The sequence below is a fragment of the Oceanicoccus sp. KOV_DT_Chl genome (genome assembly GCF_900120175.1).
Classification (GTDB): Bacteria; Pseudomonadota; Gammaproteobacteria; order Pseudomonadales; family Dasaniaceae; genus Oceanicoccus.
Window position 1 is genome coordinate 300,875 of sequence record NZ_FQLF01000001.1, and the last position, 13,248, is coordinate 314,122.

13 protein-coding genes, 1 tRNA gene and 2 pseudogenes are annotated in these 13,248 nt (G+C 46.7%); 14 read left to right on the forward strand and 2 right to left on the reverse strand.

The window, feature by feature from the left end; genetic code table 11:
* The first annotated feature begins 106 nt into the window (after positions 1-106).
* From pheT to UNITIG_RS01345, 4 genes and pseudogenes are all read left to right on the forward strand, one after another.
* Positions 107-2,493: pseudogene (pheT, locus tag UNITIG_RS01330) on the forward strand (phenylalanine--tRNA ligase subunit beta).
* 46 nt (positions 2,494-2,539) lie between these two features.
* Entirely contained in the window at positions 2,540-2,842 is a 303-nt protein-coding gene (gene ihfA / locus UNITIG_RS01335) for an integration host factor subunit alpha (protein WP_101756754.1), read from the forward strand.
* Complete coding sequence (locus UNITIG_RS01340) at positions 2,823-3,185, forward strand: MerR family transcriptional regulator (RefSeq protein WP_101756755.1); 363 nt, start codon at positions 2,823-2,825, stop codon at positions 3,183-3,185. Before ihfA ends, UNITIG_RS01340 begins: the two co-directional genes overlap by 20 nt.
* A gap of 128 nt (positions 3,186-3,313) precedes the next feature.
* Complete coding sequence (locus UNITIG_RS01345; protein ID WP_101756756.1) at positions 3,314-4,015, forward strand: nuclear transport factor 2 family protein; 702 nt, start codon at positions 3,314-3,316, stop codon at positions 4,013-4,015.
* Positions 4,016-4,034: 19 nt separating this feature from the next.
* On the opposite strand, the gene UNITIG_RS01350 is transcribed toward UNITIG_RS01345, so the two are convergent.
* The gene (locus tag UNITIG_RS01350; RefSeq protein WP_101756757.1) at positions 4,035-4,424 is read right to left on the reverse strand and encodes a YkgJ family cysteine cluster protein; all 390 of its coding nucleotides are present in this window, start codon (positions 4,422-4,424) and stop codon (positions 4,035-4,037) included.
* A 99-nt stretch (positions 4,425-4,523) separates the two neighbouring features.
* On the opposite strand from UNITIG_RS01350, the gene UNITIG_RS01355 reads away from it, so the two are divergent.
* The 9 genes and pseudogenes from UNITIG_RS01355 to UNITIG_RS01400 all read left to right on the forward strand — a co-directional run bounded on the left by UNITIG_RS01355 (position 4,524) and on the right by UNITIG_RS01400 (position 10,981).
* On the forward strand, positions 4,524-5,021 hold the full coding sequence (locus UNITIG_RS01355) for an RNA methyltransferase (protein ID WP_101756758.1): 498 nt from the start codon (positions 4,524-4,526) through the stop codon (positions 5,019-5,021).
* A gap of 122 nt (positions 5,022-5,143) precedes the next feature.
* Positions 5,144-5,220 (forward strand) — tRNA-Pro (locus tag UNITIG_RS01360).
* Between the two features lie 534 nt (positions 5,221-5,754).
* Positions 5,755-6,084, forward strand: a complete 330-nt coding sequence (locus tag UNITIG_RS01365) for a winged helix-turn-helix domain-containing protein (RefSeq protein WP_101756759.1) — start codon at positions 5,755-5,757, stop codon at positions 6,082-6,084.
* Entirely contained in the window at positions 6,081-6,650 is a 570-nt protein-coding gene (locus tag UNITIG_RS01370) for a hypothetical protein (protein WP_101756760.1), read from the forward strand. Before UNITIG_RS01365 ends, UNITIG_RS01370 begins: the two co-directional genes overlap by 4 nt.
* A gap of 478 nt (positions 6,651-7,128) precedes the next feature.
* Positions 7,129-7,590: an Hsp20 family protein gene (locus UNITIG_RS01380; RefSeq protein ID WP_101756761.1), complete on the forward strand. Its 462-nt coding sequence runs from the start codon at positions 7,129-7,131 to the stop codon at positions 7,588-7,590.
* Between the two features lie 38 nt (positions 7,591-7,628).
* Positions 7,629-8,225 (forward strand): Hsp20/alpha crystallin family protein, encoded by a 597-nt coding sequence (locus UNITIG_RS01385; protein WP_101756762.1) that lies wholly within the window; start codon positions 7,629-7,631, stop codon positions 8,223-8,225.
* Between the two features lie 196 nt (positions 8,226-8,421).
* Positions 8,422-9,337, forward strand: a pseudogene (locus tag UNITIG_RS25380) (DnaJ C-terminal domain-containing protein).
* A 2-nt stretch (positions 9,338-9,339) separates the two neighbouring features.
* Entirely contained in the window at positions 9,340-9,645 is a 306-nt protein-coding gene (locus UNITIG_RS01395; protein ID WP_101756763.1) for a chaperone modulator CbpM, read from the forward strand.
* Between the two features lie 127 nt (positions 9,646-9,772).
* Positions 9,773-10,981 carry a GGDEF domain-containing protein gene (locus tag UNITIG_RS01400; RefSeq protein WP_159931027.1) on the forward strand — a complete coding sequence of 403 codons (1,209 nt, stop codon included), beginning with the start codon at positions 9,773-9,775 and terminating at the stop codon, positions 10,979-10,981.
* Positions 10,982-11,007: 26 nt separating this feature from the next.
* On the opposite strand, the gene UNITIG_RS01405 is transcribed toward UNITIG_RS01400, so the two are convergent.
* Positions 11,008-11,157: a hypothetical protein gene (locus UNITIG_RS01405; RefSeq protein ID WP_101756765.1), complete on the reverse strand. Its 150-nt coding sequence runs from the start codon at positions 11,155-11,157 to the stop codon at positions 11,008-11,010.
* Positions 11,158-11,271: 114 nt separating this feature from the next.
* On the opposite strand from UNITIG_RS01405, the gene UNITIG_RS01410 reads away from it, so the two are divergent.
* Positions 11,272-12,963 (forward strand): HAD family hydrolase, encoded by a 1,692-nt coding sequence (locus UNITIG_RS01410; protein WP_101756766.1) that lies wholly within the window; start codon positions 11,272-11,274, stop codon positions 12,961-12,963.
* Positions 12,964-13,248: the final 285 nt, after the last annotated feature.

Genomic DNA, 13,248 nt, shown 5'->3' on the forward strand with positions numbered 1-13,248 from the left:
ACGATTGACTTGTTAGTTGCTGTCATCTTTGTGGCTGGCAAGTTTGGATAACAATAAGATTCCCCGTTGTCGGGAATATCAAAAGTTTAGTTAGGATTTTAAACAGATGAAAATCAGCGAACAATGGTTACGTGAATGGGTTAACCCCAATGTTTCTACCGAAGAATTAGTAGAAAAAATTACCATGGCGGGTTTGGAGGTCGATGGCACTGAGCCAGTAGCAGGCGCTTTTACCGGTGTCGTGGTGGGTGAAATCCTATCGATAGAACAACATCCTGATGCGGATAAATTGAGAGTTTGTCAGGTGGCCGGTGGTGATGAAGTGGTGCAAGTCGTGTGCGGAGCACCAATGCTCGTGCCGGTTTGAAAATACCCTTCGCGACCGTAGGTGCAGTGTTACCGGCAGAAGACAAAGGCGGCTTTAAAATTAAAAAAGCCAAACTGCGCGGGGTGGAATCCTTCGGCATGTTGTGTTCTGAAAGTGAGCTGCAATTATCTGATGCTAATGAGGGTTTGATGGAGTTGGCGGCAGACGCAACTACCGGTCAGGATATTCGCGATTACTTGAATTTGAATGACACTATTATTGAAGTTGATCTCACGCCCAATCGTGCCGATTGTTTAAGTGTCGCCGGTATTGCCCGTGATACCGGGGTGTTATATCAAGCGGCAGTAACACCCGTCGACATTAAACCGGTAGCTGCGCAAATCGACACTGTTTTCCCCATCGACATTCAAGCGGGTGCGGATTGCCCGCGCTATGTTGGTCGGGTCATCAAAGGTGTTGATGTCAGTCAGCCGACCCCGTTGTGGATGGTGGAAAAACTACGTCGCTCCGGTATTCGCTCTATTGATGCTGTCGTTGATGTCACCAATTTTGTCTTGCTGGAACAAGGCCAGCCCATGCACGCCTTCGATTTGAATCGTGTGCAAGGCGGTATTCGGGTTCGTCACGCCGAGCAGGGTGAAAAAATTACGTTACTGGATGGCCAGGAGCTGAGCTTGAATGCCGGTTCGCTGGTTATTGCTGATCACCAGCAAGCCATCGCCCTTGCGGGCATTATGGGTGGCGACGCCAGTGCGGTTAAAACTGATACGCAGGATATTTTATTAGAAGCGGCCTTTTTTACGCCGCTGAATATTGCCGGTCGTGCTCGCTCTTATGGTTTGCACACTGACTCTTCACATCGCTTTGAGCGCGGTGTGGATTACCAATTACAGGTGGCGGCTATTGAGCGCGCTACGCAGTTATTGCTGGATGTTGTGGGTGGCCAGCCCGGCCCTGTGCAGGAAGTGATCGCTGCGGAAAATGTGCCGGTGGCTACGGAAGTTGTTTTACGCCACGCCCGCATTCAAAAACTGTTGGGATTGACCATCGACAAACCGGCGGTGACCGATATGTTGACGCGCTTAGGTCTTGGGGTGACAGAAACCGACGAGGGCTGGAACGTGGTTGCACCTTCATGGCGTTTTGATATCGCCATTGAAGCCGACCTGCTGGAAGAAATTGCGCGCATCTACGGTTATAACAGACTACCAGTTACGCAAATTCATTCTGATCTTAGCCTGAAGGGCAAGCCCGAAACCAAGTTGGGCTTAAGATCTATCCGTCGTCAATTGATTGCCCTTGGTTATCAAGAGGCGATTACCTATAGTTTCGTAGAGCCCAAAGTGCAGCAATGGGTGTGTCCACAAGATGACACCGTAGCATTGGCTAATCCTATCTCGGCGGATATGTCGGTGATGCGTACCAGCTTGTGGCCGGGCTTGCTCACTGCGCTCAAACACAACCTAAACCGTCAGCAATCCCGGTTGCGGATGTTTGAATCAGGCTTGCGGTTTATCCCCAATGCTGAAGGCCTGCCCACGCAGGACGCGATGCTAGCGGGGGCGATTACCGGCCGGCGGGCACCTGAATCCTGGTCTGAAAAGGGCGAGACGGTCGATTTTTATGACCTGAAAGGGGATTTGGAATCGGTATTTAAGCTGGGTGGTAATAGTACCAATATCGAATTTACCAAGAGTGAACACCCCGCGCTACACCCCGGTCAGACCGCGGTGATTAGTCGCAATGGTGAGAACGTTGGCTATATAGGTGCCATCCACCCCGAACTCCAGAAAAAGCTTGGACTTTCGCAAACTATTTACCTTTTTGAGGTGAAATTGTCGGCCATTACCGATTCTGAGCTGCCAAAGTTCACAGAATTGTCAAAATTCCCTGAGGTGCGCCGTGACCTGGCAATCCTTATCAGCCGTGAAATTGAGGCTGAAACAGTACTGGAAGTGGTTAGAAATACAGCAGGCAATGAACTTAAAAACCTCAGGTTGTTTGACATATATGAGGGTAAAGGCATTGATACTAAAGCAAAAAGTCTAGCTCTAGGTTTGACGTATCAGCATTCTTCGCGCACACTTACTGAGGATGAGGTAAATGTCTCAGTAGATCGCGTAGTGGCCCAGTTGCAACAGCGCTTTAACGCGACCCTACGATGATCGAATAACAGCTGCTTAGCAGCGTATTAAGTGAAGGATGCAGTGAATGACCGCTCTGACCAAATCTGAAATGGCTGAAAAGCTGTATGAAGAACTAGGGCTTAATAAGCGTGAAGCCAAGGAAGTTGTCGAACACTTTTTTGAAGAAATTCGCCATTCATTAGAAGACAACGAGCAGGTGAAATTATCAGGTTTTGGTAATTTTGATCTGCGTGATAAAAGTCAGCGCCCAGGACGTAACCCGAAAACAGGGGAAGAGATCCCCATCTGCGCACGCCGCGTAGTGACCTTTCGTCCCGGCCAGAAGTTAAAAGCACGAGTAGAAGCCTATGTTGGAACCGAGCAATAACGCAGAATTACCGGTAATACCGGGCAAGCGTTATTTTACTATTGGAGAAGTCAGTGACCTATGTGCGGTAAAGCCGCACGTATTGCGTTATTGGGAGCAGGAATTTCCTAATCTGAAGCCGGTTAAGCGCCGGGGTAACCGCCGCTATTATCAGCGTGAAGATGTTATTTTAATTCGTCAAATCCGCAGCCTGCTTTACGATCAGGGCTATACCATTGGTGGTGCGCGTCAGCGTATGTCCGGTGAGGGCGAAGAAGGCGAAATAGATAGCAACGATTACAAGCAAATGATTCGTCAAATGATTACTGAACTGGAAGATGTCTTATTAGTGTTAAAAGCCTGATCGTTCATTGGTTTAGGTTATCGAAAAGGCCGCAATAATTAGCGGCCTTTTTATTGCGTTAAATTCCCCACCAGTGTGTCATCATCGCTTGAGTGACGCTTGCCCCTTTAAGTTAAGTCGAGACCTTAATGAGCCAAGTCAGTGATTTTATCGATAGCTATCTCATGCTGTGTAATCAGGGCAGCATCGATCAGCTGATGAATTTATTTACCGTGGACGCCACGATCGAAGACCCAATAGCCACGCGCTTTAGTGGCGACACGGTTCGATCCTTTTATCAATCGGCCGCAGCAATGGGGGTGAAATTTAGCCGTACCGGTGCAACCCGCATGGCCAGCCACTACATTGCCTTCCCGTTGCGTGTGCAATACCCCTCAGGTGCGTCAATCGACGCGATAGAAATTGTAGCGTTGGGTCAGGGCGGACGAATTCAATCCGTGCATGCGTATTGGGGGCCGACCGACGACAATAAAGTTATCACCATTGAGCGTTATATAGATTCGTTAAATAATCGCGACAGCAACAACTTAAGCGATTTTTTTGACCCGTCAATTGGTATCGAAGACCCCATCGGTTCACCGCCCCGATTTGGTTTTGAAGGAACGAAACAATTTTACGGCCTAGCCGCGACCATTAATTTGCAGGCTGAGCTGGGGGGCGTGATTTGTTGCGCAGGCAATTTTGCCGCCTTTCCGCTCACAGTGCTGATGGACAACCGTGGTCAGCGGATGCGCTTTGAGGGATTGGATTTGTTTGAATATAACGACGCAGGGCGAATTATTTCAGGCAAGGTATTTTGGAGCGGCGAAAATATGACGGTGGTAGGGTAGCCAACAACGCAGTTTGCGGTTAAGGCTTATCCAGGGGAGGGCGGCTGTCACTCATTAGCCGGTCAAGTGTTTGCTGCGCTTGCTTACGATCGTTTAAGTCCTTCACTTCTAGCATTTCACAGTCATCCTTGATCATATCGTCAATACTGACTGGGTAGTGGCGGCAATCTTCAGGGCGGTCTTCATAAATATCACACGTATATTTGAGGCTAGCTGAATCTTGTTGCAACCAGGGGCAGCGGTGTAATTGCTCGCCACTGGCCGGGTCAAACCAAATCTCATCGCCGCGCACATAGGCTGCGATATCAGGCCGAAATAACTCCCAGCTTTCAATATCACTCCGCGATGCCGACAGCGCAGCATTGCCATAGTGGATGCAGCATTTACCGCATTGGTTACAGTCTTTCATAAGTGATGGCTATTAAATAAATCGGTGGCAGCATAGCAACAATCGCAGCGATAAACTGCGTATAATCCCCCGTTCTTTTGCAATAGATCAGCGCAGCTAATGAATAACGTCAGCAAGCCCGCCAACAACTACGCCTGTATCGGCCTCTATAATCCCAAGTCACCGGAAAATGTCGGCTCAGTGATGCGCGCAGCAGGTTGCTACGGGGTCAGCTCGGTATTCTACACCGGCCGCCGCTACGACTTCGCCAAGCCCTTTTATACCGACACCCAAAGAGCCTACGAAAAACTACCCTTGGTCGGCGTCGAAGATTTGGAGGACATCATTCCCTTTGGCTGTGTACCCGTCGCCGTGGAACTAGTCAAAGGTGCCAAACCATTACCAGAATACAAACACCCACCCCGTGCCTTTTACATCTTCGGCCCCGAGGATGGCACCCTCAGTAAAAAAATCACCCGCTTTTGCAGCGACACCATCTATATCCCCACCACCGGTTGCATGAATCTAGCCGCCACCGTCAACGTAGTTCTCTACGATCGCCTGGCCAAAGGTGATGATTTTTCGTACCACCACAAAGAACTAATTCTAAAACCCTAAGTCTATGTTTTAGCACCAGTAAAAGCCGTTATTCGGCTTGTTCCAGCTAGGCTTTTCGGTATAATGGCCGTCCTCTCGAACTGCCCCTATGGACAGGCAAAAGCAGTAAAAACCGAGATTTTCGGGGCGTAGCGCAGTCTGGTAGCGCACTACACTGGGGGTGTAGTGGTCGCAGGTTCAAATCCTGCCGTTCCGACCAATCCATAAAAAAGGTCACCTATAAAAAGGTGGCCTTTTTTGTTCGTTAGCACGCAGCAAAGCTGCGTGCGTACACGGGTTCACAAAATGCGCGCGCATTTTGCTACGAGGCGTTTACGCCGAAGCCCCGAAGGGGTCGGAACAGCATTAAAGCTGTTCTGATTCAATCCTGTCGTCCCGGCCATATAATTGCTAAAGATTAATAGCTTAGAGGCCTGCTTGATCGCGGGCTTTTTTGTGTTTGTAGATTTAAGTCCATATTAAGTCCAAGTGATTTGCCTTTAGCCTGTGCAGCCAATGGCTATCAGGACGCTGATTAGGCGACCCCCCGCCAGCCTTTGACGACCCCATAAACCAGTTAAAAGCAGGGCTTCCTTTCAATAGGCCGTAGTGAACTGGGCAGACCTTGATCACGTTTTACAGGAGTTGAATGTTTTATTTTTTGCTGCGCGTAATTCAGAAAGGGCAAATTATAGGTGGAAAAACCTATTATATAGGTGTATAAACCTACTTTTAAGGTTTTTTGGATTTGCACATGCTAGAAGCCATTCTTGGATCAATCAATGCTGAACGAGTATTGCTCTTTTTAACGGCAAGAGAGCAAGGCTATGCAACGGAAATTGCTCGTACATTTAATACCGACCTTAGTCCCGTACAAAAACAGTTGGAGCGGATGGAGCGAGATGGCTTATTGATAAATCAGAAGGTGGGTAATACACGTGTTTATTCATTTAATCCGCGCTATGCCTTTGTTGAGGAGGTGAAGCAGCTTATGGAAAAGGCCTTAAGTATGTGCCCGGAGGCGACCAGGGAAGAATTGCTATATGACAGGCGTAGGCCGCGTAAAAAAGGTAAGGCTCTATGAGTGTGGTGAAAGGCATTTCAAGGCTAGATCTTGCCGGTTTAATTGCTCAAACCTTGAAAGCAGAAGGGGTTGACGTAGTGTTAACAGGAGGATCGTGCGTTTCGATATACTCCAACGAGCGTTATGTCTCAATGGATCTCGATTTTATTGATGTTAGCCTTAAAACCAACAAGCAAATCGGTTCGGCTTTAAAGGCGATAGGTTTTGAATCTACGCAACACAATAGCCGCTATTTTGCTCATCCTAATACTCACTTAACGGTTGAATTTCCTTCTGCGCCATTAACCATTGGGGATGAGTTTATACCATCCTCACAAGTGGCCAGTTTAGAAACAGCGCAGGGTGCTTTGAGGTTGTTGTCGCCTACTGATTGCGTGAAAGACCGGTTGGCTAACTATTATTATTTTGGTGACAGGCAGTGTCTCGATCAGGCTTTAATGGTAGCGGCTCAGCACCCAATGAATCTCGTGAATTTGAAAGAGTGGCATGAGAACGAAAAGCAGAATGAGCGGTATTTGGAATTTTTGGCCGCAATGAAAAATACCAAAAAATGCGGTGACAACTGATACTCATTCGTATTTTCCCATTAGTTTTTCCACCACTTTATTGTAAACTTCCCCCTACATTTTAACTCACCGGTAAAAAGGATTTTGCCATGCCTCGTAAGCCAAGGATGTATTTGGGTGGAATGCCCTGTCATGTCATACAGCGCGGAAACAACCGTGACGCCTGTTTTTATTCTGAAGTAGATTATCACTTCTAACTTGATCAGCTAGGTGATGCTTGCCGTCGGTTCCGGGTGACTTCAAATTATCTGGGGTGTTGCAGATTTATTCCGGACAGTGGTGCGTACCCGTTAAGTTCTTAAAATCCAGAAGTTATAGAATTGCTGTAATTTAAAACTATTAAATATTAAAAATCTTTTCTGGCAGGTCTTGAAAATAAATTAGATAAACTTATATAGCAGATAAGCACGAGGTGCTAACTGCCGTTAAAGCGGCTTAATAAGTTTATTTTATATCTTTATATTTTGGAGGATGCGTTATGAAAACTATCGATTTTAGCCCTTTATACAGAAGTAGTATTGGCTTTGACCGGGTCGCTTCTTTACTTGATGCGTCATTAAATTCTGATCCTAATACAGTTGCTTATCCACCTTATAATATTGAGGTGCTGGATGAAAATCGTTATGAAATCGCTTTGGCCGTAGCGGGTTTTGATCGTAGCGAATTGGATATTCAGATTGAAAAAGGTGTATTGACGGTGGCCGGTAAAAAAGCGGATGACAAAAAAGATCGTCAATATTTGTATCGGGGTATCGCCAATCGCAGTTTTGAGCGCCGGTTTAATTTGGCAGATCATATTGAAGTGGTGGATGCCAAAATATCTCACGGTCTGCTGACGATTGATTTGGTCAAGGAAATACCAGAGGCCATGAAACCCAAGTCAATTACCATTAATGAGTCAACAGCTATTGAGCACAATGAAGGTTCAGAAGCCGCTTAGTGCGGCTTCTGATAATGGAATGAGATAGGAGGTACGCGATGGACTTACATAAATTAAATCCCTGGAATTGGTTTAAGCATGAGGAAAATCAAAATACTGCTACCGGGCAGATTCCAGTAAAGCGTGAGGCGAACGAATTGGCGATGCCAGCAAGGTCCGATCACGGTTTGCATCCTATGCTGCGTTTGCATCAGGATATAGACCGGATGTTTGATGATGTGTTTCGGGGTTTTGGTTTTCCCTCCTTATCGACTGGGTTTGGTTCAGGTTTTCAGGGGGCGGGTGGTTGGTTGCAGGAGACTGGGTTCAGAGCAAACTTGAATGTCTCCAGCGACAATGACGCTTATCAAATTTCTGTAGAGGCGCCAGGTCTGACTGAAGCCGACTTTTCAGTAGAGGTTAGGGGTGATGTGTTGACTATTCAGGGACAGAAACAAGAGGAGCAGGAAAACAAAGAGCGACAGTTTTATCGAGTAGAAAGAAGTTATGGTAGTTTTCAGCGTACACTTGCTTTGCCAGAGGATGCTTTGGCGGATGATATCCAGGCGAATTTAAAACAGGGTGTGTTGACTATTACCATCCCCCGCAAGGCTCTGCCTGAGGGTAGCTCGAAAAAAATTACAATCAATACCTAAAGGCTATACGTTCAGGTAATAACTTCGCAATTTTATGGTTCCAATAGATGGCGGTGCTGCCGCCATCCCGCCCGGTTAAGGAATCTATTGCATTTTAGTGTATGTGACTTAAGCTCAGCACGTGACGGAGTGAATCCGCTTGTCATGCTCCATACCGTTTTTCGTTATACATTGTCTTTGTGCCAAGGCTAATCATATGGAATTTAAAGATTATTACAAAGTATTGGGAATAAAACCCGATGCGGACGTGAAAGAGATCAAGACGGCCTATCGCAAATTAGCTCGCAAGTATCATCCCGATATGAATCCTGACGAGGGGCAGAGGAACGCTTTAAGGAAGTTGCGGAAGCTTATGAGGTGCTCAAAGACGAAACCCGTCGCGCTGAGTTTGATGAGCTGCGTAAGTACGGTGGCCAGTCGAACAGTGGCTTTCAACCACCTCCGGGTTGGCAGTCGGCTAGTGGCGGCCAGCAAAGTAGTGAGGATTTCTCTGACTTTTTTAATTCAATGTTTGGCGGCCGCCAACACTCTGGGCAAACGCGCTCAAGGCGGGGTCAGGATATTGAAGTCGAGTTTCCGGTTTTTTTGGAAGATACCGTTACGGCCAGCCAGCGCGCGGTTGAATACACTATTCCTACTCATGACAATGGTCAGTTAAAACAGATCAAAAAACATCTCAACGTTAAAATACCGCAAGGGGTTGTGGATGGTGAGAGAATTCGCTTAAAAGGGCAGGGGGTTCCCGGCTTTGGCGGTGGCGAGGCGGGGATTTATATCTGCATATTCGGCTTGTGCCTCATCCCTTATTCGATGTGCAAGGCCGCAATTTGATCCTCACAGTACCTCTTGCCCCTTGGGAGGCGGCGCTTGGGACAACCGTTGTTGTGCCCACATTGACGGGCAAGATAAACCTGACGATTTCAGCCAATACACCCGCAGGTAAGAAGTTAAGGATAAAGGGGAAAGGATTACCGACAAAGTCCGTTGCGGGAGATCTTTATGCCGTTATCAAAATTGTGATGCCAAATATGGTCGATACCGAGGCGCAACAGCTTTGGCGTAAACTGGCCGACAGCAGTCAGTTTGACCCCAGAGCCGAGTGGAGTAATTAGCTATGAGCGCACCAATATTACATATCTCTTTTACTGAGCTTTGCGATTTGGAAAGCATTGAAAGCGACGTCATTATCAGCATGGTAGAACACGGCATTGTTAAACCAATTGAGGGAGAGCACGAGACTGAATGGGTATTTGAATCAACGACTGTACATTGGATAAAAAAAGCTGCGCGGTTGGCAGCGGATTTTGAAATCGACTGGGTCGCTGTGGCACTTATCATTGAACTGATCCAGCAAAGAGAAGCGCTTGAGCGTGAGAATGAACTTTATCGCTTGCAGCTGGAGCGATTCATCGAAGGTTAGAAATTCTTTCCCTTGCTAATGCAGCCGGCAGTTGAATTAAAGGGGTCATTAAAGGGCTCTGACCCCTTTAATGACCCCTTTAATACGTTTCGCATTCCGTTCCACCATTTTGGCCTATACTGCAATAATGCAAAATTCCTCGATTAATCAAGAAGCGGAGTTTACCGCCTTAGAGCATCAACAGCTGCTAAAACTGATGCTGAGAGATAATGCTGGGCGAGCGCGGGGCGGCACTTTTATTTATGCGGTACTCTGGTTAGTGATCGGTGTGGGGAGTGGCTGGTATCAGCAACAAGCCTCACTGTTTTGGGGTAATCTTGTTTTTTTGTTGGCGTTTGGCCTGGTGCGTTTGTGGGTGTTGAGCCGAGTAGAATTCTGGGCTGAATCAAATCGTTCTTGGGCGCGTTTTTGTTATCTGGGCGTTATTTTAGTTAACCCATTGCATATGGGTGTTTTAGCCGCGCTGAGTATTTATAGTGAGGCTTGGTCTTCCATTCAGGTCCCCTTGCTGTTGTTTATTTGCGGTATTGCAGCAGCAGGCACTTCGGTGTTGAGTATTGATCGCTATATACGCTATTTATTTCCCAGTTTTTGTATGCTGCCTGCTGTCGTGGTGCTGTGTCTGGATTTGAATACCGACAATGCCTTGATCGCATTCCTTTGTTTGGGTTTGACGGCGTATCTTATTATCACTTCGGCCATAGTTAACCGCGATTACTGGCGGGCATTAAGAACCAGTAAATTGTTGGAGGCAAAGGCGGCCGAGCTTCACCAGTTATCCGTGACCGATCCTCTAACCCAGCTGTACAATCGGTTGTACTTTGAAAAGCAGTTTGATCTTGAGTGGCGCAGGGCTCATCGCAGCCAGCACAGTCTGGCAATTTTGATCGTTGATCTCGATCATTTTAAGCGGATAAACGATAATTTTGGTCATGGCTTTGGCGATTATTGCCTGCAGCACAGTGCGCAGATGATTAGCCAGCAGATGGTGCGAGCAGGGGATTTTGTTGCCCGTTATGGTGGTGAGGAGTTTATCGTCTTGCTGCCTAATACTGATGTTGATGGCGGTCTGGTGGTGGCTAATAAAATACGCGAGGCGATAAAACTGAGCGAGTTAGTGCAGGGTCAGCACCGCACCATCGTTACCGCCAGCATTGGTATGGCAGTTGTCACGCCTGCTGACGATGTTGAGCGGCATAGTCTAGTTAAACTTGCCGATACTGCACTGTATCGCGCTAAGGAGCTTGGGCGCGATCGCGTGGAGTTGGCGGCGGAATCATGGCTTCAGAAATTAAAGGGGTCAGAGCCCTTTAATAAGAGTGTCACTCCTACTTAAAATTTTGCAGTAAATTGTTTCTTTAATCATCCACCTCCAGTCATTTTTTCCGGATCAAGCAGTCGCGCTAATTCTGCTCGGCTCAGTTCGGTATTTTCATCTGCAACATCAATAATCGGTCGTTTTTCGGCATAGGCTTGTGTGGCAATTTTTGCTGCTTGCGCGTAGCCGATCATCGGGTTGATAATTAAAGGGCTCTGACCCCTTTAATAGGGTTGATAATTAAAGGGCTCTGACCCCTTTAATAAGGCTACACTAGAAGCAAGCTTTTCAATTCAAAAGGTAGATGTATGCGAAATAGTGCGCTCATGCTTCCCCGGCCAGATGTCATACTTTTTGATTGGCACGGCACCTTGGTAGATACGCAGGATGCCATGTTCGAAGCAATGGAAGAAATGCTTCCTTTGTTAGAAGATTTGGATTTGGTAGATCGGTTAATACCTGAAAAGCAGTGTTCATCTAAAGACGACGTTAAGTTAGTTCGTTATATACGTATATTTAGAAATCTTCACCCGAAGATATTAGCTGAAAGAAGGGTTTCGAGAACCGATATTTTTAACGCAATATTTGGTGATGATACCGATGCAAAAAATATAGCACACGCAGCGTATAATGAATGCTATCGTAACCACTTTGGTCATGTTCGTCCATTCCAGCAAGGCGTCGGCGAATATCTCTCAATTATTAATCGATTAGGTATAAGTTTAGGGGTTGCTACCAACCGCAGTAGAGAATTTTTAGATCATGAGCTGCAAACAGTAGATGATGGTGATTGGTGTTCACTGATAGATACTACGGCTTGCGCAAATGATGTAACACATTACAAGCCTCATCCAGAAGTTATTAATGCTGCTCTGGCTAAAATTAACCAATCCGCGAGCACCAAGGTTTGGTATGTGGGCGATAGCTATTTGGACATGGTGACCGCTAAAAACGCAGGTGTAACTTCAGTTTTTTACAACGGTGCTTGCTGGGATAAAGGTTATATCAAACAACTTTTCCGGGAGTCCCCCGATAGCTATCCAGATGCCATTATTAATAGCTTCGATGAGCTCATTGATTTACTTGCAAGAATCCAAGCTGATGTCCCAGGCGCTTTTAATATAAATATCGCGGGAGTTCGGCCGGAAAGATTCGAATCTCCGCAACCTCCAGCTTACCGAATTGAGCCTGACTGGCACCCCTCTGTTGCCAAACTTACGCCACCAAAAACCATATTATTTGATTGGCATGCAACTTTGGTCGATACCTTGGATGCAATGTACCACGCTGTCGATGACATGTTGCCGGAGCTAAGGGAAAAAGGCTTACTTGATCGCATGGTAAATCCGGATCAGAGTAAATCACCCGAAGATGCCAAATTGGTAGAATATGTTCAAAGCTATGCGCAACTTCATCCAAGAGTAAAAGCTGATCGAAAAATTTCCAGAACGGATATCTTCGAAGTCCTGTTTGGCGGCGATCAAGAAGCGAAGCAAATAGCCCACAAAATATTTACTCATCATTATCGCAATCACTATGGCACTGTTCTGCCTTTTGAGCCGCAGGTAAAAAATATGCTCGTCGGTTTAAGAGCATTGGATCTAAAGGTCGGCGTTATAACTAACCGTGATAGAGAATTTTTTGATCATGAGCTATCCGCTGTAGATGGCACCGGCTGGACGGATTTATTCGATATCAGCATTTGCGGAGATGACACGCCACTACGAAAGCCACATCCTGATCAGTTACTTCTCGCCGCCAATATGATGCATGCCAATTCAATCAAAGATATATGGTATGTGGGTGACAGCACAACCGATACCATCGCTGCCAAACGCGCGGGGCAAACCAGTGTTTTTTTTAATGGTGCACAATGGGATCTTCCCTGGCTAGAAAAAATCTTTCCAGGGACAGAATCACACCCCTATAAACCCGACGTTGTAGTAAACGATTTTTCAGAGTTCTGGGCTTTAGTGCTTGCAGTATTGAACAATAATTAGGGATTAAAGGTTTAGAGCCCTTGTATAAATGTTTCCGGCATTCCGGGGACAGCCTGGCTAATCAGAATATTTAGAGCTTGGGTAAAACTTGCTACTATCAATGGGGGTTGTCAACTGCCATAAACACCAAGTTAGGGGGGCAATATCCCTGAGCCTTACGCTGAAAAATGCGCTAGCTATGAGCAACGAAGTACATAGCGCGTTACCCTACTAAGCGACCTGAGCTGCCTTAAGGCTCTGCAAGTCCAATCCTGTCGAACTGACCAGACGCCTTGTTGGGTGCTC

Bases quoted from the DNA above. Each gene is read 5' to 3' on its own strand.
- UNITIG_RS01395 (WP_101756763.1), top strand. From the start codon at position 9,340: ATGAGCGCACCAATATTACATATCTCTTTTACTGAGCTTTGCGATTTG.
- UNITIG_RS01355 (WP_101756758.1), top strand. From the start codon at position 4,524: ATGAATAACGTCAGCAAGCCCGCCAACAACTACGCCTGTATCGGCCTC.
- UNITIG_RS01350 (WP_101756757.1), bottom strand. From the start codon at position 4,424: ATGAAAGACTGTAACCAATGCGGTAAATGCTGCATCCACTATGGCAAT.
- UNITIG_RS01380 (WP_101756761.1), top strand. From the start codon at position 7,129: ATGAAAACTATCGATTTTAGCCCTTTATACAGAAGTAGTATTGGCTTT.
- ihfA (WP_101756754.1), top strand. From the start codon at position 2,540: ATGACCGCTCTGACCAAATCTGAAATGGCTGAAAAGCTGTATGAAGAA.
- UNITIG_RS01405 (WP_101756765.1), bottom strand. From the start codon at position 11,157: ATGATCGGCTACGCGCAAGCAGCAAAAATTGCCACACAAGCCTATGCC.
- UNITIG_RS01365 (WP_101756759.1), top strand. From the start codon at position 5,755: ATGCTAGAAGCCATTCTTGGATCAATCAATGCTGAACGAGTATTGCTC.
- UNITIG_RS01345 (WP_101756756.1), top strand. From the start codon at position 3,314: ATGAGCCAAGTCAGTGATTTTATCGATAGCTATCTCATGCTGTGTAAT.
- UNITIG_RS01340 (WP_101756755.1), top strand. From the start codon at position 2,823: ATGTTGGAACCGAGCAATAACGCAGAATTACCGGTAATACCGGGCAAG.
- UNITIG_RS01370 (WP_101756760.1), top strand. From the start codon at position 6,081: ATGAGTGTGGTGAAAGGCATTTCAAGGCTAGATCTTGCCGGTTTAATT.
- UNITIG_RS01400 (WP_159931027.1), top strand. From the start codon at position 9,773: ATGCAAAATTCCTCGATTAATCAAGAAGCGGAGTTTACCGCCTTAGAG.
- UNITIG_RS01410 (WP_101756766.1), top strand. From the start codon at position 11,272: ATGCGAAATAGTGCGCTCATGCTTCCCCGGCCAGATGTCATACTTTTT.
- UNITIG_RS01385 (WP_101756762.1), top strand. From the start codon at position 7,629: ATGGACTTACATAAATTAAATCCCTGGAATTGGTTTAAGCATGAGGAA.